This window comes from Flavobacterium supellecticarium, from assembly GCF_004801375.1.
Classification (GTDB): Bacteria; Bacteroidota; Bacteroidia; order Flavobacteriales; family Flavobacteriaceae; genus Flavobacterium; species Flavobacterium supellecticarium.
In genome coordinates, this window is the sequence record NZ_SSNZ01000002.1 from 863,500 (window position 1) to 879,767 (window position 16,268).

Annotated in this window: 16 protein-coding genes and 1 tRNA gene; 2 read left to right on the plus strand and 15 right to left on the minus strand. The window is 38.5% G+C overall.

The annotated features are described in order from the left end of the window. Window positions 1-163: 163 nt before the first annotated feature. The 9 genes from E6C50_RS08675 to tpx form a co-directional block, all read right to left on the minus strand. Window positions 164-730 carry a hypothetical protein gene (locus E6C50_RS08675; protein ID WP_136402805.1) on the minus strand — a complete coding sequence of 189 codons (567 nt, stop codon included), beginning with the start codon at window positions 728-730 and terminating at the stop codon, window positions 164-166. A 129-nt stretch (window positions 731-859) separates the two neighbouring features. After that, a complete protein-coding gene (locus tag E6C50_RS08680) occupies window positions 860-1,906 on the minus strand; it encodes a CBS domain-containing protein (RefSeq protein WP_136402806.1) in 1,047 nt (348 codons plus the stop codon). A gap of 288 nt (window positions 1,907-2,194) precedes the next feature. Then, window positions 2,195-2,279 (minus strand) — tRNA-Ser (locus E6C50_RS08685). Between the two features lie 146 nt (window positions 2,280-2,425). Next, complete coding sequence (gene ribB / locus E6C50_RS08690; protein WP_136402807.1) at window positions 2,426-3,562, minus strand: 3,4-dihydroxy-2-butanone-4-phosphate synthase; 1,137 nt, start codon at window positions 3,560-3,562, stop codon at window positions 2,426-2,428. Beyond that, window positions 3,552-5,000, minus strand: a complete 1,449-nt coding sequence (locus E6C50_RS08695) for an LptF/LptG family permease (RefSeq protein ID WP_136402808.1) — start codon at window positions 4,998-5,000, stop codon at window positions 3,552-3,554. Before E6C50_RS08695 ends, ribB begins: the two co-directional genes overlap by 11 nt. A 7-nt stretch (window positions 5,001-5,007) precedes the next feature. Next, window positions 5,008-5,652: a LolA family protein gene (locus tag E6C50_RS08700; protein WP_230978983.1), complete on the minus strand. Its 645-nt coding sequence runs from the start codon at window positions 5,650-5,652 to the stop codon at window positions 5,008-5,010. A 1-nt stretch (window position 5,653) separates the two neighbouring features. Beyond that, on the minus strand, window positions 5,654-8,170 hold the full coding sequence (locus tag E6C50_RS08705) for a DNA translocase FtsK (RefSeq protein ID WP_136402810.1): 2,517 nt from the start codon (window positions 8,168-8,170) through the stop codon (window positions 5,654-5,656). A 46-nt stretch (window positions 8,171-8,216) separates the two neighbouring features. Continuing rightward, window positions 8,217-8,585: a diacylglycerol kinase family protein gene (locus E6C50_RS08710; protein ID WP_136402811.1), complete on the minus strand. Its 369-nt coding sequence runs from the start codon at window positions 8,583-8,585 to the stop codon at window positions 8,217-8,219. Window positions 8,586-8,593: 8 nt separating this feature from the next. Then, window positions 8,594-9,091: a thiol peroxidase gene (tpx, locus tag E6C50_RS08715; RefSeq protein WP_136402812.1), complete on the minus strand. Its 498-nt coding sequence runs from the start codon at window positions 9,089-9,091 to the stop codon at window positions 8,594-8,596. 162 nt (window positions 9,092-9,253) lie between these two features. Here tpx and E6C50_RS08720 point away from each other — a divergent pair, with 162 nt between their 5' ends. Continuing rightward, window positions 9,254-9,709 carry a Panacea domain-containing protein gene (locus E6C50_RS08720; protein ID WP_136402813.1) on the plus strand — a complete coding sequence of 152 codons (456 nt, stop codon included), beginning with the start codon at window positions 9,254-9,256 and terminating at the stop codon, window positions 9,707-9,709. Then, complete coding sequence (locus tag E6C50_RS08725) at window positions 9,710-10,111, plus strand: hypothetical protein (RefSeq protein WP_136402814.1); 402 nt, start codon at window positions 9,710-9,712, stop codon at window positions 10,109-10,111. 41 nt (window positions 10,112-10,152) lie between these two features. On the opposite strand, the gene E6C50_RS08730 is transcribed toward E6C50_RS08725, so the two are convergent. The 6 genes from E6C50_RS08730 to E6C50_RS08755 all read right to left on the minus strand — a co-directional run bounded on the left by E6C50_RS08730 (window position 10,153) and on the right by E6C50_RS08755 (window position 16,247). Then, entirely contained in the window at window positions 10,153-10,611 is a 459-nt protein-coding gene (locus tag E6C50_RS08730; RefSeq protein WP_136402815.1) for a GyrI-like domain-containing protein, read from the minus strand. 62 nt (window positions 10,612-10,673) lie between these two features. Then, window positions 10,674-11,303 carry a hypothetical protein gene (locus E6C50_RS08735; RefSeq protein ID WP_136402816.1) on the minus strand — a complete coding sequence of 210 codons (630 nt, stop codon included), beginning with the start codon at window positions 11,301-11,303 and terminating at the stop codon, window positions 10,674-10,676. 79 nt (window positions 11,304-11,382) lie between these two features. Next, window positions 11,383-12,252 carry a cation diffusion facilitator family transporter gene (locus tag E6C50_RS08740; RefSeq protein ID WP_136402817.1) on the minus strand — a complete coding sequence of 290 codons (870 nt, stop codon included), beginning with the start codon at window positions 12,250-12,252 and terminating at the stop codon, window positions 11,383-11,385. Window positions 12,253-12,330: 78 nt separating this feature from the next. Continuing rightward, entirely contained in the window at window positions 12,331-14,841 is a 2,511-nt protein-coding gene (locus E6C50_RS08745; protein ID WP_136402818.1) for a cation-translocating P-type ATPase, read from the minus strand. A 19-nt stretch (window positions 14,842-14,860) separates the two neighbouring features. After that, on the minus strand, window positions 14,861-15,670 hold the full coding sequence (locus E6C50_RS08750) for an alpha/beta hydrolase family protein (protein WP_136402819.1): 810 nt from the start codon (window positions 15,668-15,670) through the stop codon (window positions 14,861-14,863). Between the two features lie 55 nt (window positions 15,671-15,725). Further along, window positions 15,726-16,247: a DUF2867 domain-containing protein gene (locus E6C50_RS08755; RefSeq protein WP_136402820.1), complete on the minus strand. Its 522-nt coding sequence runs from the start codon at window positions 16,245-16,247 to the stop codon at window positions 15,726-15,728. Between the last annotated feature and the right edge of the window lie 21 nt (window positions 16,248-16,268).

A 16,268-nucleotide genomic window follows, 5' to 3' on the forward strand; every position in this document is an offset into this window, starting at 1 on the left:
TTCTTACCGTTAGTTTATAATTACTGCGCCATTATGGGTTGCTGCTAATATCCCTCATATTGACGTTTAAGAAAATATTGTTATGAAACCGAAAGTTGAAACTACTGAGGATTTCAGTAAAAAATAAATGAATTATTATACAAAATCTATGCTATATACTGGTTTACAATTGCAATATTAATTTCCCTGAGTTAACTCCATGTACAAAGTTTAAACTTAATTGCCCGAACTTTTTATTGTCAAATATTTCATTTGGGTTATCAATATACTTATGGCTAAGCTCTCTGTAATCCAGAGAATATTCTTTATAACTAAAAGGTTCTACAAATAGTGTCGGAGAAATATTTCTATCTATTCCTTGAACTTGCAAGACATAATTCCCATCTGTTGTTTTTGGACGGTCCATTTTCGGAAAACTATCATTTACAAATTTCATAAGCATCAATGAACGAAGTTTTGTTTCGAAAGATGTCTTGTCGTATTCTTCTATATAATATCCCGGTTTTACATATGCTTGATAAAGATATAAAGGTTGGCTAGATTGATTTTTTATCCCTAAAATAAATGTATTATTATCTGTATCAAAATACGGTAACAAATCTGCTCCATCTATGCTTGACTTTATTTTACTTTTTAAAGCTTTATTTATTATAGTAAATATCCCTATACCGAAAAGGATATCAATGAATCCATATTTGGAAAGCCATTCTAATATGTTTAATATAACCATTTTATTTTTTAATGTTAGTTATGAAGGTAAGCTTAATATTCAAAAGTTTAGCATCTCTAGTGCAATTCAAGAAAGATCATTAAGTATTGAGAGTTAATGTTAGTCGAGTGCTATTAGCTAGAGCCTTTTTTAAAATACTTTTAAATTTCTTAGAGTTTGTAAGAGCCTAACAAAATTTCTAAGTGTTTCTGTGCTTTTAGCCTCTAAACCATCTGGATCAAAATGCATAATGTTATTCCTAATTACTCTAATTTTATCTAATTCAAAGCAAAATATTTTTCTATCAATCGAAAGTTTTAACTTTTCCCAAATTTCCGGAACTTCACAAATTCTTTGATATTCGCCAAATGTTAAATCTGCGACCGATTCTATTTTTCTGTTTTCATCTTTAGAATCTTTTCCTTTTTCAAGTTCTTCTTTGTTAACAGTAACAAGAATTTGTCTTACGTGATTTTCAATTTCAGCTACTAATAAAAAAGGTTCTGTCAATTGTTTAAATTGTAAGCTTAGATCACTTGCCGTTACTATTCCACAAATTTCATCCGCCTTGTTTTTTACCAAAATATAATCATGCTCAATAATTATCGGTAAAGCCTTGAAAAGGGATGTTTCTTCTGAGATCAGTTGAAAATTGGGTTCCATTAATTCCCTAACTATAGAGGAAGAATTTTTGACGGATAGTTTTTGGCCTATTGACCTCCAACTAATTACACCTTTTAGTCCTCTATTAGGCTGTTGCATAACTGGAAGCTGAGAATAATCATGGGTCATCATTAAAGTTATAGCTTCAGAAAGCTCACTATCCGGTTTTACGAAAATTAATTCTTTATTCGCGGCTTCTAATCTTGAAATTCTATAGGTTGGATCATCAAAGTTCAGTACATCGTCAGTAGATTTCTCTGCAATATTTTCAGGCTGATTTTCATCCTTATTTTTTTCATTTTTTGCAGGTACAACTTTTCTAAACTCAATCAATGAATCAATATATACACTATTAAAATCTGGGTAAGTTTCTAATCCATTGATTTTTAAATTGTATCTAATGGCTGATACAACTCCCCAGCCTCTTCTTTGTGATCCCCAAAACCAATAAAGGAAATTTCGTACACTAATTGATTCAACTTTTTCTCCTTTATCTAGTTTTTCTTTAATTTCTTTTAATTTCTCACTATACATAAATTATAATAGCTTGGTTGAGATTTTCCTTAGGATTCTTTTTTCACGAAACCTTACATATCTATATTTAGTAGAAGAGCGAGATCACAAGATTTGTAAAACCCGAAAGAAACTAATTTATACCCAATAAAACAATACGTATTTTTACCTAATTTACAAGATAAAGCATTGAATTATAAATCATAATAAAAATAGACGAGAGTTTTATTTACCAGAGAAGAAAATCACAAAGTATAGCAAACAAAAAAGCCCTGATCATAAATCAGGGCTTTTGTAAGAAAATTCTCGCGGAGAAAGAGGGATTCGAACCCCCGGACCTGTTACAGTCAACAGTTTTCAAGACTGCCGCAATCGACCACTCTGCCATTTCTCCAATAAGACGCAACCGCTTTAGGATTGCGGTTGCAAATATAGTGTGTTTTCCGGGTTTTACAAGTCTTTTGTGCTATAAAATCACCAAAAAAAGTGATTGGTTTTGTAACTAATTTATAGTGACCGACTTATAAAGTAAGGGTTTGATTAAAAACCTACGTATTCAGTGATTTCCAAACCGTATCCAATCATCCCCACACGTTTGGTTTGCTCGGAATTGGATAACAAACGGATTTTGCAGATATCCAAATCGTGTAGCATTTGGGCTCCGATTCCGAAATCTTTGGTGTCGATCTTGATCTGAGGTGCTTTGTTTACGCCTTGTGCCTGTAAATTTTTCAGTTCTGACAAACGGTTTAGCATATCAGATGACTGGATTTCTTGGTTGATAAACAATATCGCGCCACGGCCTTCCTCGTTGATACGACGGAACATATCATCCAAACGTTTGTCGGCATCATTCGTAAGCGTTCCTAAAATGTCGTTATTCACATGCGTGGAATTGATACGCGTCAGGATCGATTCGCCAGAGCTCCAGCTTCCTTTGGTAAGCGCAATATGCACTTGTTTGTTGGTGATTTGTAGATAAGCACGAAGGCGGAACGTTCCGAAACGGGTTTCAATCTCGAAATCTTCTTTTTTCTGAATCAAGCTGTCGTGTTGCATTCTGTAGGCTACCAATGCCTCAATCGATACGATTTTAAGATCGAATCGTTTGGCTACTTCCATCAATTGTGGTAAACGTGCCATCGATCCGTCTTCGTTTAAGATTTCAACAAGGATTCCGGCTGGTTTTAAGCCTGCCAGACGCGCTAAATCGATTGCGGCTTCCGTATGACCGGTACGACGCAATACACCGCCTTGTTTGGCGCGTAATGGGAAAATATGTCCTGGTCGACCAAGGTCTTCCGGTTTGGTGTTGTCATCTACTAATGAAAGGATCGTTTTGGCTCTGTCGTGAACCGAAATACCTGTGGTACAACCATGCCCTTTTAAGTCGACCGAAACGGTAAACTGAGTTTCATGAAGTACGGTATTGTTGGTTACCATCAGGTTTAAATCAAGTTCCTTACATCTGGCTTCCGTTAAAGGAGCACAAATCAAACCACGACCATGGGTAGCCATAAAGTTGATCATCTCAGGAGTCACTTTTTCAGCGGCTGCGATAAAGTCGCCTTCATTTTCGCGATCTTCGTCATCTACAACAATAATAATTTTACCTTGTCGGATGTCTTCAATAGCTTCTTCTATAGTGTGGAGTTGTATGTTAGTGTTAGTTGCCATTTTGGTTGTTATTATTTTTAAATAGTTTTTCGGAAAGTTTTTGGAACGGTAATGTGATCCAGTCAAAATTGATCATAACGCCAATATCGTTGGTTGCACGATAGGTTAGGAATATCGCCAATGGTGTTAATACAATGGATGCCATCCAGGTTCCTAAAAAAGGAGGAATACCATTTTCCTGTGCTACTTTTTTACCGAAGGTATTGATGAAGTGGTAAATAATAAAGATAAGTACCGCAAATACGATTGGTAATCCCAGTCCTCCTTTTCGGATGATAGCTCCTAATGGCGCTCCGATAAAGAACATTAGCAGACAGGAAAAAGCGACTACAAATTTTTCGTGGAGTACAATCCAGTGTACGTTGATGTTTTTTTGTTTTTCAAGTAAATCGGCACTATTACTGTCGATAGAATAGTTTAGACTCGTGATATTGTTTTTGGCGATTTCCAGAACTTTGTATTGCATATCCGGCGCCATCAGTGACAATAGGTCTTTGGCTTTGTACGGGTCACCGCCAGCAGTATTATGTCTGGGCTTCAACGCATAATCGGTTCCTTGTATGATGTTATCGGCAAAAGAAAGTTTATCCTTTTTTAGATTGGTTTCGAGTGAGTCGATTGTAAAATTCAACTCATTCAGGGTAAGCATGGTATTCGTATTGGTGATTTTTTCGTTTTCGTCTACCGGATTTAAAACCGTCAGATCAATATTCACGCGGTATTTTTTAAAAGCAGCTTTGGCAAACGGTTCTCTTTTGCGTTCTTCGTAGCTTTTCGGCATTACATCTTCATAATAATAACCGTCGAACAAATCCAGTTTTAGAATATTCGAATTCTCTTCGTTGATCAATAAACCTCTTTTAGCTTTAATAACCGATTTGTTACCGGTTCCGAGGTTGGATTTTTCGTGCATGGTTACGCCTTGTAATTGCTCGCCTTTTTCCCCGGATTTTTTGTTGACTTTGATCGAAATGTTACCGATTTTATTAAAAAGTCCCTCGGCAATAGCCATAGCGGGTTTGGTATGAAAAATTTCTTTTCGGAGGTTTACGAAGTTATATTCGGCTTTTGGAATGACATTGTTAGCAAAAAAAAAGGATACAAAACTCAGAATCACAATGAAAATGTTCAAACTTTGCATGGCCCGTTTCAGGGAAATACCGGACGATTTCATCGCCGCAAATTCATAATTCTCGGCAAAACTTCCAAAAGTCATGATCGAAGCCAGCAAAATAGAAAGTGGCAATACCAACGGAATCATTTTGGGCGAATAGAAAAGGAGGAATTGAAATACAAGCCAGGCATCGAGATCTTTACCTGCTAATTCGGCAATAAAGAGCCATATTCCCTGTAAAATGAATATAAAAAAAAGGATTACAAATACCGTAGCAAATGTAATCAGAAAGCTTTTAAGAATGTAACGGTCTAATATTTTCACCCGATAATTAATCTAATTTATTGATGTAGTAATTAGGATATTTACTCTCGGTAAAGGTAAAATGATTTTTCGAAATAGGCTGATTCGTTTTAAAAGAATTAACAGTAAGCGTGGTTTTTGTACCGTCTTTTGCAATTTCGATCTTATTATAGATGTGTTTGGTTTGAGTATCAATACCTAACAGTATTTCTTTGGTTTTATCTTTTGAACTAAGTGGTGTTAGTTTTACATACTGAATTTTACGACCACGGATGTTTTGCAGGATATCCCAGTTGTATTTATAACCGGAATTAAAGAACGTTAGCATTTTGGATGGCGTGATCGAATTTTCATCGTTTTCGTTGTATTTGGAAATCGTTACCTCTTCATCTTCCGGAATGATGGTATAATTTTTCTTTCCGTCGAAGATACGGGTAACGCCCATAAAGTTCAAAACAAACTGATTCCCTTTTAAAGTAAGGTTTCCTTTGCTGTCCTGATTTTGGTTTTGTTTTTGATTTTGCAGGGTAAAGCGAAAATCGATTACAATGTTATCGTAACTTTTGGCTTTAGCGGAAACTTCATCCAGCAGGTCTTTTGCCTTTTTGGAGTCCTGGGCCTGTAATGTTAAACCAAATAGGAGTAGGGTTAAAAATTGAAAAAAAGTACGCATTTTACAAATCATTTAGTTCATTAGCAAAGAATTGATCAAGAGATACAAGATCAGGAATCAATACGCTACGGGCTTTGCTGCCTTCGAACGGACCAACGATTCCGGCTGCTTCCAGCTGGTCGATTAGTCGTCCGGCGCGATTGTATCCCAATTTCAGTTTTCTTTGTAACAAAGAAGCCGATCCCTGTTGTGCGGTTACAATAATTTCGGCAGCATCTCTGAATAAAGAATCTCTATCGGAAATATCAATATCAAGACTTATGCCATTTTCTTCGCCAACGTACTCCGGAAGCAAATAAGCATTCGGATAAGCTTTTTGAGAACCGATAAATTCGGTTATTTTTTCCACTTCAGGCGTATCTACAAAAGCACATTGTACGCGGGTAAGATCGTTACCTTGTGTATACAATAAATCCCCGCGTCCAATCAACTGATCGGCACCCTGACTGTCCAGAATCGTCCTGGAGTCAATTTTGGATGTAACACGGAAAGCGATCCGGGCCGGGAAATTGGCTTTGATGATACCGGTAATAACATTTACCGATGGACGTTGTGTTGCGATGATCAAATGAATTCCAATCGCACGTGCCAGCTGTGCCAGTCGGGCGATAGGGGTTTCCACTTCTTTACCAGCGGTCATGATCAGGTCGGCAAACTCATCGACAACCAAAACGATATAGGGTAGGAACCGGTGTCCGTTTTCGGGATTTAGTTTGCGAAGTTTGAATTTTTCGTTGTACTCCTTAATGTTCCGAACCATCGCATCTTTTAGCAGGCTGTAACGGTTGTCCATTTCGATACAAAGGGAATTCAGTGTATTGATCACTTTTGTGTTATCGGTAATAATGGCATCCTCGGTATCCGGAAGTTTGGCCAGATAATGGCGCTCGATTTTATTAAAAAGCGTAAGCTCCACTTTTTTAGGATCCACCAGTACAAATTTTACTTCTGCCGGGTGTTTTTTATACAGTAATGATGTTAAAACAGCATTAAGTCCAACGGATTTACCTTGTCCGGTGGCACCAGCCATTAAAAGGTGTGGCATTTTTGCCAGATCGACAACAAAGGTTTCGTTAGAAATCGTTTTACCTAAGGCAATAGGTAACTCCATTTCGGCCGTCTGAAATTTCGGTGAGCCGATAACGCTCTTCATCGAAACCATAGTCGGTGAATTGTTTGGAACTTCAATACCAATGGTTCCTTTGCCCGGTATCGGAGCGATAATACGGATTCCCAAAGCAGCTAATGATAAAGCGATATCGTCTTCAAGGCTTTTGATTTTGGAAATACGAATACCAGCTTCCGGCACGATTTCGTATAACGTCACCGTTGGTCCTACGGTTGCTTTGATTTGCGCAATGTCGATTTTGTAATTGCGCAGTGTTTCGACAATACGGTTTTTGTTTTCTTCGAGTTCCGCCTGGTTGATTGTGATGCCGCCGGAATTATACTCTTTTAGAAGATCGATCGATGGAAACTGGTAGTGCGACAAGTCGAGTGTCGGGTCAAATTCTCCGAAATCTTTCACTAGTTTAGCAGCCAGATTTTCTTCAACAAAGGTTTCTTCTTCTATTTTTTCGATGACAAAATGTTCATCATCTGTTTTGATAATTTCGGATGTTGGTACAACGGGAGGCGTTACTACCGGAACAACCGGTTCTGCCGGTTTGGTTTTTAACGTGATCTCCGAGGCATGCTCAATAGTTGGTTTCAGTGATTCCTGATCGATTTCAAAAGCAGAAGGTTTGGTTTTTAACTCGATATTGGACAAAATTTCATCGTCTTCTTCACTATTAAAATCCAGACTCGGGTTGGATGTTTCGATCGATTCGTCGATGATTTCATCCGGAAGCGGAACGGGTGTAATCACAGTGTTTTGTGCTATTGGAGCATCCTGATTTAATTCGTCGCTAAAAGACTGATTGGTTTTTTCAAAGAAATTTTTGATGCCTTCGGTCGAAATTTTTATTTTCAGAATCAGGTAGACAATAATGCCAAAAAGGAGTACCAGAAAAGTACCTGTTTTTCCGAGATAATCCTGAACAAAAAGGTTCATTTCATAACCGATGATTCCACCTAACTGCGGAACATAATTCCAGAAAAAACCGAACAGTATGGACAAAATTACCATGGCAAATAAGTCCCAGAAGATACTCTTTTTGAGTTTTCCAAGTGACAAGTCAACTAATAAATAAGCACCGGCTAAAAAGAATAGTCTGACAAATAAAAAAGAAGCCACACCAAATCCTTTGTATAAAAAGAAATCGGATAGGAAAGCTCCAAATTTTCCTAACCAGTTATAGGTTTTTTCACTGCGATCCCCAAAGTTGGTTAAGGCACTCTGATCGTAATCCCCGTAGATATAGTAGGAAATAAAAGAGAGTAACAAGGCTACCGAAAATAAAACGAGCAAAGCCCCGAGCAGGACTTTGTACTGGCGTGATAACTGCCATGTAAACTTCGGTTTTACTGTTTTTTCTCCTTTATCGGGAGTATCTTTTTTTGTTGTTTTTGCCATTTAAAAATTCGAAATTATGTTACCCAAAAATGCAGTAAACCTTGCATTAGGTTAGCCGTGGCAAATATATGATTAATCCCACAGCAATAGCGGCCATTGCAGCAAAAAATACGGCTCCGGCGGCGATGTCTTTAATAAACCCGATTTTCTGGTGGTAGTCCGGATGAATAAAATCGGCTATCTTTTCGACAGCCGTATTCAATCCTTCAATACTAAGTACCAATCCGATCGCAAGGGTCTGGATAAGCCATTCCTCTTTTGAAATATGATAATAAAATCCGGCCAGAGTTACCACCATTGCCAGGCTAAATTGAACCATGACACTGTGTTCGGTCGTGATCAGTTTATAAGCGCCTTTAAAGGCAAAGACAAGGCTTTTCAGCCGACCGGTAAAAAAGGAATTATCTTTTTTCATTCCGCTCTTTAAAGTGCTGCCAAAGCATTATCGTAATTTGGCTCGTCAACGATTTCCGGTACCTGTTCGCTATATTGCACCACTCCGTTTTCGTCAATTACAATAACTACGCGTGAGTGTAAACCGGCCAAAGGACCGTCAGTGATGGTCAATCCATACTCTTTACCGAAATTTCCGTCTCTAAAGTCAGATAAGTTGATCACATTTGATAAACCTTCTGCGCCACAAAAACGAGCCTGAGCAAATGGTAAGTCACGCGAAATACACAATACTTTTGTATTTTCCAGATTACTGGCTTTTTCATTAAATTTACGTACCGATGCTGCGCAAGTACCGGTATCAACGCTAGGGAAGATGTTTAATACAAGCTTACTCCCTTTAAAATCTGATAACGAAGCCGTGGAAAGGTCGTTTTTTACCAGTTGAAAATCTTTTGCGTGTGTACCTACCTGAGGTAATTCTCCATAGGTATGGATCGTATTTCCCTGTAAAGTGATTTGTGCCATTGTTTAATTTTTTTAGTATTCAAAAGTATAAAATTATATCGGAAATATAAAAGCCGGTTTTGAAGAGATACATTAAGAGTCAAACTGGGACTATCAAGGATGAAAACTTTTTTTACCGGGGAAGAGATCGTAAATTTAGGGAAATATAAAAAATGACATTATATGCCATACAGCCCAACAACAATCGCCAATTATTTTATTGAAAAACATGGAAAATCGGGAGCGTTTACCCCGATGAAACTCCTTAAACTAACCTATATCGCCTACGGATGGTATCTGGCCCTTACCGATGGCACTACACGACTCACCGACGAACATCCGATAGCCTGGGATATGGGACCCGTTTTTCCGTCGTTATATAGTAATATCAAAAAAGATTACAAAAAATGGAATATAACGACCACTATTTCAACCACCGGTAGCGAAATCATAATTGATCGGGATAAGGAATTTTTGGATAAGGTTTGGTCTGTTTATGGTAGATTTGATGGAGTCTATTTGAGTGCTTTAACACATCAGGAAGGTACTCCATGGCGAGATGTCTATTGTAGAGGATGTAATATCCCGTTAAATGATGATGACATCTATAGGTATTACAAAGAAAAAATGGCATTATAGATGAGTCGTTTTAGTGAAAATGAGGTACATATGTTACTAAATGAGACGATAATTAATCCATTTGATTTTATTATTGGCGAATTACAGGAGCAACGCCTGTCTTTAAATTTAGAGAAAGAAAAAATAAGAAAATACAAATCCAGAACCGAGCGATACCGCATTAATACCATTTTACGGGTTGTATTTTCGGCTGTTTATACCGGAATTTTAGCGTATTGGTTGTATAGTGTGTTACATATTGTACAATACAATAATTTATATTATTATAAGCTTTCGGATCATGTCCTTTTAGGACTACTAGCAACTACTACTGCGAATGTAATTGGGTTGGTAGTTATCGTTCTGAAAAATCTGTTTCCGATGCAAAGCGGAAATACCAATGCTTTGTGCTCAAAAATATAAGACCGATAGTAGGTATCGGTCATATATTTTTTTGAGTGCTGTTACGCTATAGCAATAAAAATATCCACTTCGGCATTTTCCGGATTGCTTGCTTTTTCGGAATACACTTCGAAATCGGTAGTATAGGCTCTGTTTCTGTCGGAGTTCCAGATATCAATCCAGGCTTCGGCAAGTGCGCCTTGAAAAATATTTCCTTTTACAATTACTTTATCATAGGTTCCGGATGCAAACGTTTTAGCTACCATTCCTTCCGGAACAAGCGACGTATCGGATACGCGGCAACCCAAAATGGTAGTATACGGTTGGGTATGGTCTTTTTCGTAATCGGTATAAATGCAATAAATGGTAGTGTCGGTTTTATTTGGAATCTTTTCCAATAGTTTTTCCGATATAAATTGTTGCCATAACGCTCCGATATCGGTCATCGCCTGTTGATTTTCGTTAGTGGTGCGTACGGTAATTCCGATCACGCTAAAAGATTCTATTTTTTCGGTATTCATATTTTTGTTTTAAAGATAAAGGAGAAACAGATTGTCCAAATGTATTCATTTTAAAGGTGATTTTAGGATGCAACCGACCAAAAATCAAGTGCCATTCGGGTTTCGTCGATCATTTCCATTAAAGGCATGCAATTTGAATCGGAAAGATAACCGGAACAGATTTGTTGTGTGGCTTCCAAAGTTGTTCCAAACGTCACTTCGGCATACATGTCTTCCGAAAGCGATCCGATAAAATGCAATTGGGTATTTTGGAAACGCGACAGGTACTTTTTTTCAATAGCCTCGGAAACCGATAGTAACTGCTGAAGATTCCCTTTTTTTAAGGCAAATGTTCCAAATTCAATACAGGAAAAATGTTCCGGCATAAAGAAGGGCTCTTTTTCGATGTCCAGATAATGGATGTCGACTGTTGTTTTATCGATCAGCTTTAAAAAAGAAAGCGCACCGCGATTCGAAACGATATCTTTTTCAATAGCGGTAAGTACGGCAGTGTGTTCGGCCAGAAGAATATTCGCATATTCTCCTTTATCATTTTTAGCCAGACAATGAAAAACAATGCCTTTCTGATGTGCCAGAAAATCATTTTCGAAATCGGAAATGGCTTTTAAGAGTGCTTCTCCTGTCGTGTTTTCGGTTATTCGGAAACGGGTAAACTCCATTACGGAAGCCTTCAGGTGGGGTACTTTTATCATGGTGTTATGTGATTAAATTACTAACAGCACGAAAGTAGTAGTGGCGAGTGACAACAGTATGTCAGTTGCCGTAAAAAAATTATTCGTTGGGTTCGATATGAATCAGAATATGACCCAGTTCCGGAATTTGTTCTTTTAGTGTATCCTTAAGTCGGTGTGCGATTTCATGACCTTCTTTAACGGTAAGCTGCGCGTTTACAATAGCGTGCAAATCCACATGGTATTTCATACCGGATTTCCGGATAAAGCATTTTTCGGTATCGATAACACCATCCACCTGAACTGAAATGGTACGTATTTCTTCGATCAGATCGTCGTAAAAATGTTCATCCATGATTTCACCCAAAGCGGGACGGAAAATCAGATAGCTGTTATAAAGGATAAAAAAAGACGCAAATAAAGCCGCCCAATCGTCGGCCGATTCGTATCCTTTTCCAAAAAACAAGGCTATGGAAATCCCTATAAATGCTGCAAGTGAGGTAATTGCATCGCTTCGGTGGTGCCAGGCATCGGCTTTTAATGACGAACTGTTGGTTTCGATTCCTTTTTTATAAACCATCCGAAATGAAATCTCTTTCCAGATAATGATGGCACCCAAAACAATCAGTGTATACGGTTTTGGCAGGTCGTGTGGTGTACTGATATTGATAATGCTTTCGTAGGCAATAATCGTAGCCGAAGTGATCAGAAAGCCTACAACAAGGAAAGTGATCAATGGTTCGGCGCGTCCGTGTCCGTAAGGGTGATTTTTGTCGGCCGGTCTATTGGAATATTTAATCCCGAACAACACCAGAAACGAAGCGAAAATATCGGTAGTCGATTCGATTGCATCGGCAATTAGGGCGTAGGAATTCCCAAAATAACCGGTTAATCCTTTAATCAGCGCCAGAGCGGTATTCCCGATAATACTGAAATAAGTTGTTTTAATTGCGGTTTGTTCGTTCGTCATAGTAAGCTTCCAAATAGAGGTCGAAATTACATAAAATATAAACGTCACTAGATTAAAAAAACGTTTTTTAAAATAGAACTATTTTTTAGGTTCGTTATGATTGTAATCGTTACTACGTTTCCATCCTTTAACCAGTTCAAACCAAATAACCGATAGAAAACCAATGGCACTGCTAAGCATTAATGATGGTAACGACAGTTGTTCGAACTCAAAAAAGGAAGTCAATGGCGGAACAAACAACATCAGAGCGAGCATCAATAGTGTCAATAAAATGATCCATGTGATCATGTTGTTTTTATAGCGCAATGTTCGTATTACGGAATAGTAAAACGAACGATTCACCAACGTTAGAAAAATATTTGCAATGATCAATGTCGTAAAAACCAGGGTTCGCGTAGCGTTTTCGCTATAATCGTTTTGAACTGCAAATTGATATACACCGATAATTCCGGCGGTGATACCCAATCCTTGAACAATGCTGGTAAAAAGTTCTTTCCAGTTAAAAAAGGTAGCTGAAAATGGTCGTGGTTTTTCATTCATACTGTTGGCTTCCATTGGTTCGTTTTCATAAATGATCGAACAGGTAGGTCCCATGATCAATTCGAGAAAAATAACGTGAACCGGCGAAAAGATGTTTGGATATATCCAACCCAATGCAAGCGGTAAAAATACCGTTAGGATAATCGGGATATGAATTGAAATGATATACTGGATTGCTTTTTTCAGATTGGTATAGATTCGCCTTCCCATCGCAATGGCGGTAACCATTTTTGATAAATCGTCTTCGAGTAAAATCAATGAAGCCGCCTGTTTGGCAATTTCGGTTCCTTTTTTTCCCATGGCAATACCGATATGAGCAGCTTTTAGCGCCGGTCCGTCGTTCACACCGTCGCCGGTCATGGCGACGATTTCTCCCTGAGCTTTTAAAGCGTTGATGATTTTGAGTTTGGCTTCGGGATACATACGGGTAAACACCTGAGTGTTTTGGACTCTTTGTTGTAATTCCTGTTCGTCCATACGTACCAATTCGTCTCCGTTTAAACTGTTTTCGCTACCCGAAAATTGAATTTGTCGCGCTATGGCTGTTGTAGTTTCGGCATTGTCGCCTGTTACAATTTTTACCGTAATACCGGCTTTATAAAATTGTTGTAATACTTCGCCAATATTTTTTTTCGGAGGATCGTAAAACGCAACAATACCTTTCAATACAAAAGGGAAATCCTGTTGTTGTTTTAGGTATTGATTTCCGTCAAAAGTGGCTTCGGCTACGCCTAGAATACGGTAACCGTTGGAAGCGAGTTGTTGAATCGCATTGGTGATTTTCTTTTTTTGCGTTTCGTCAAAAGGGATACAGTCTAAAAAAGCTTCGGGTGCACCTTTGGCAGCAATAATACGGTTTTTGGCGGTATTTTCGAAAATATGTGTCATCATGGGTGGCTTACCGCCTAAAGGGTATTCGTGAGCCATTTTATAGTCTGGCCGTTCGTCATGACTATGGGTTTCGCGATAGGCGTTATGAAGCGCGATTTCCATCGGATCAAAAGGAATTGGCTCACTGGACCACATCGCCATGCGGATAATTTCACTTACTTCTTTATTGGGATTACCGGAATAATCCGAAATCGTATCGGTTTCAAACGAATAGATTTTAGCCAGGCTCATTTTGTTTTCGGTAAGCGTTCCGGTTTTATCGGTACAGATCACGGTAGCACTGCCAAGGGTTTCTACCGTTTTCATTTGTTTGACCAATATTCCCAACCGCATTAAACGCCAGGCGCCGAGAGCCATAAATGTGGTAAAAGCTACCGGAATTTCTTCCGGGAGTATACTCATGGCGAGTGTGAGCGCTTTGAGTAAACTGTCGAGTAGGTTTCCGGAATGATAGTAATTAAGACTCCATACGATCAGGAAGATGACAGCGCCCAAAAGCACCATTTTTTTGACAAAATTCCCGATTTGTTGTTCGAGCGGTGTTTTTTCCTCTTTGATGCTTTCAAGGCTTTTCCCGATTTGCCCCAACCGGGTTTGATTACCGATAGCCGTAACAATTGCAATCGCAAGTCCGCTTACAACGGTGGTTCCCTGATAAAGGTAGGGTTCCGGATTTGCCGGATCTTTGGTCACGGAAAGAGATTCGCCGGTGAGAATCGATTCGTTAACCGAAAAGTCGTTAGCCTGTATAATCCGGGCATCGGCAGCAATAGAAGTTCCTTCTTCCACAACGAGATGATCGCCTACAACGAGTTCAGTACTTTTTATTTTTTCGGTAATGCCGTTGCGAATCACGGTACATTCCGGTTCGGTATAGGCTTTTAATTTTTCAAGGGCATTGCGGCTTCGGGAATCCTGATATAAAGAGATTGCCGCCACCAGGACAATGGCAGAGGCAAGGAAAATCGCATCGTCGGTATTACCACTGATAAAATACAATAATGCAGCAATCAGAAGGAGTACGACCATCGGTTCTTTCAATAACTCTTTTACAGCTTTTCGGAATCCATTTTCTTTTTTGTAGTCGACTTCGTTTTTACCGTATTTTTTTCGGGATTCGAGTATTTCCCGAGTGGTAAGACCTTTACTATTCTGCATGGTTTGTAAGATTGTGGCGTTAACGTTGTATAAAACTGTTTATTTTTTGCATATAGGTCGTGCCAAAATCACCCTGTGATAATTTGGCAAAACCTTCCAGATGATTTCCGTCAAATAGGATTAATTCTCTGTTGGTAGCCATTTCCGAAAACAACGTACTGTCTACCACTGTAGTCATTTTGTCTTGTTTTCCGGCAAAAAGCAAATAAGGGCAGCGGATCGTAGACGATAATTTTTGAATGTTGAAATTGGTATCCGGCAGGAGTATCGTTTTGTCTTTAGCCTGTTTGATTTTGGCGGCAATGGCAGCTGGATCGAAAACCAAACCTTCGGCAATTACAAAATCGACAGATTGTTTCTGTAGGGCCATGTTGGTCATAATGGTTCCCATTGAAAATGCCCAGATACCGGTTTTGTTATTTTTATTTTTGGTTTTAGTCCATTGGATTACAGCTTCCAGATCGGTTGCAAATTCATTATAATACAGGTAATCATTATTGATCGTAAAATCCTGACTTTGCCCGAAACCGCGATAATCAAAAAGTACTACGGTATAACCATTATTCGATGCGACCCACGCCTGATTGAGCCAATAGGACATGTTTCCGGAATCGCCATAGGCCAGAATCAAAGTGGTCCTTTTATCGTTCGCCGGATCGGGTTGAATTGTCCAGGAATGTAATGCATATCCATCGGAAGTGGTAATCGTACTGGTTGTATAGCGTAACGAAAGATCTTCCGGTTTTGCGATATAGTTTTTATCCGGTTTTAAAGCCCAGCTATTGGTAAATGACAGTAAAATGAGAAAGGAAATAAAATACTTTGCCATGGGGAATGTATTTAGTTTTTGGATTCCCTTAAAAGTACCGATTATTTAGCCAATTTCAAAGATTTTTTTCTTTTTGGATTGGTTTAAGCATTGGTTTTTTATAGGCCTGCCGTACCATGTTTTTAACAACCATACGATGAAAGGGTTTTATAAACTGCATATAGATACGTCCCTTACGGTTGTTGTACGATACGAGCGTTGTGACTTTTATATTGTATAAAGGCGTTTGTGAGTTTGCGATCACGGCTCTGAAATTTAGATGAGTATCATCGGCACCCAGTAGCATTTCATTTTCGGTTATTGAAAAAATCCGGAAAAATCCAATGTAGTGGCCTATTTCAAAACCGACTTTATAATCTGCTGGTTTGTTGTTTTTAAGGCCAATAAAACGCACCATGAAATTCCGGACAGCAAACAAGGCGCGGATCCATTTTGGAGAACGACCAAAGATCAGTTGGGTTATTTCTGTAATTGAATTTACATGATTAGTGGTAGCAAAAGTATCGGAAAAATCAATTCGGGTTAGATTACTCATGACTTTTTCGCCAGGCGTATAGGCAACTTCAATTACTTTCATGGGAGTAAAAGTTTTAGATCA

What these genes read in the sequence shown, in the direction of transcription:
- E6C50_RS08675 (WP_136402805.1), bottom strand. Translation starts at nt 730, where the DNA reads ATGGTTATATTAAACATATTAGAATGGCTTTCCAAATATGGATTCATT.
- E6C50_RS08680 (WP_136402806.1), bottom strand. Translation starts at nt 1,906, where the DNA reads ATGTATAGTGAGAAATTAAAAGAAATTAAAGAAAAACTAGATAAAGGA.
- ribB (WP_136402807.1), bottom strand. Translation starts at nt 3,562, where the DNA reads ATGGCAACTAACACTAACATACAACTCCACACTATAGAAGAAGCTATT.
- E6C50_RS08700 (WP_230978983.1), bottom strand. Translation starts at nt 5,652, where the DNA reads ATGCGTACTTTTTTTCAATTTTTAACCCTACTCCTATTTGGTTTAACA.
- E6C50_RS08705 (WP_136402810.1), bottom strand. Translation starts at nt 8,170, where the DNA reads ATGGCAAAAACAACAAAAAAAGATACTCCCGATAAAGGAGAAAAAACA.
- E6C50_RS08710 (WP_136402811.1), bottom strand. Translation starts at nt 8,585, where the DNA reads ATGAAAAAAGATAATTCCTTTTTTACCGGTCGGCTGAAAAGCCTTGTC.
- tpx (WP_136402812.1), bottom strand. Translation starts at nt 9,091, where the DNA reads ATGGCACAAATCACTTTACAGGGAAATACGATCCATACCTATGGAGAA.
- E6C50_RS08720 (WP_136402813.1), top strand. Translation starts at nt 9,254, where the DNA reads ATGCCATACAGCCCAACAACAATCGCCAATTATTTTATTGAAAAACAT.
- E6C50_RS08725 (WP_136402814.1), top strand. Translation starts at nt 9,710, where the DNA reads ATGAGTCGTTTTAGTGAAAATGAGGTACATATGTTACTAAATGAGACG.
- E6C50_RS08730 (WP_136402815.1), bottom strand. Translation starts at nt 10,611, where the DNA reads ATGAATACCGAAAAAATAGAATCTTTTAGCGTGATCGGAATTACCGTA.
- E6C50_RS08735 (WP_136402816.1), bottom strand. Translation starts at nt 11,303, where the DNA reads ATGATAAAAGTACCCCACCTGAAGGCTTCCGTAATGGAGTTTACCCGT.
- E6C50_RS08740 (WP_136402817.1), bottom strand. Translation starts at nt 12,252, where the DNA reads ATGACGAACGAACAAACCGCAATTAAAACAACTTATTTCAGTATTATC.
- E6C50_RS08745 (WP_136402818.1), bottom strand. Translation starts at nt 14,841, where the DNA reads ATGCAGAATAGTAAAGGTCTTACCACTCGGGAAATACTCGAATCCCGA.
- E6C50_RS08750 (WP_136402819.1), bottom strand. Translation starts at nt 15,670, where the DNA reads ATGGCAAAGTATTTTATTTCCTTTCTCATTTTACTGTCATTTACCAAT.
- E6C50_RS08755 (WP_136402820.1), bottom strand. Translation starts at nt 16,247, where the DNA reads ATGAAAGTAATTGAAGTTGCCTATACGCCTGGCGAAAAAGTCATGAGT.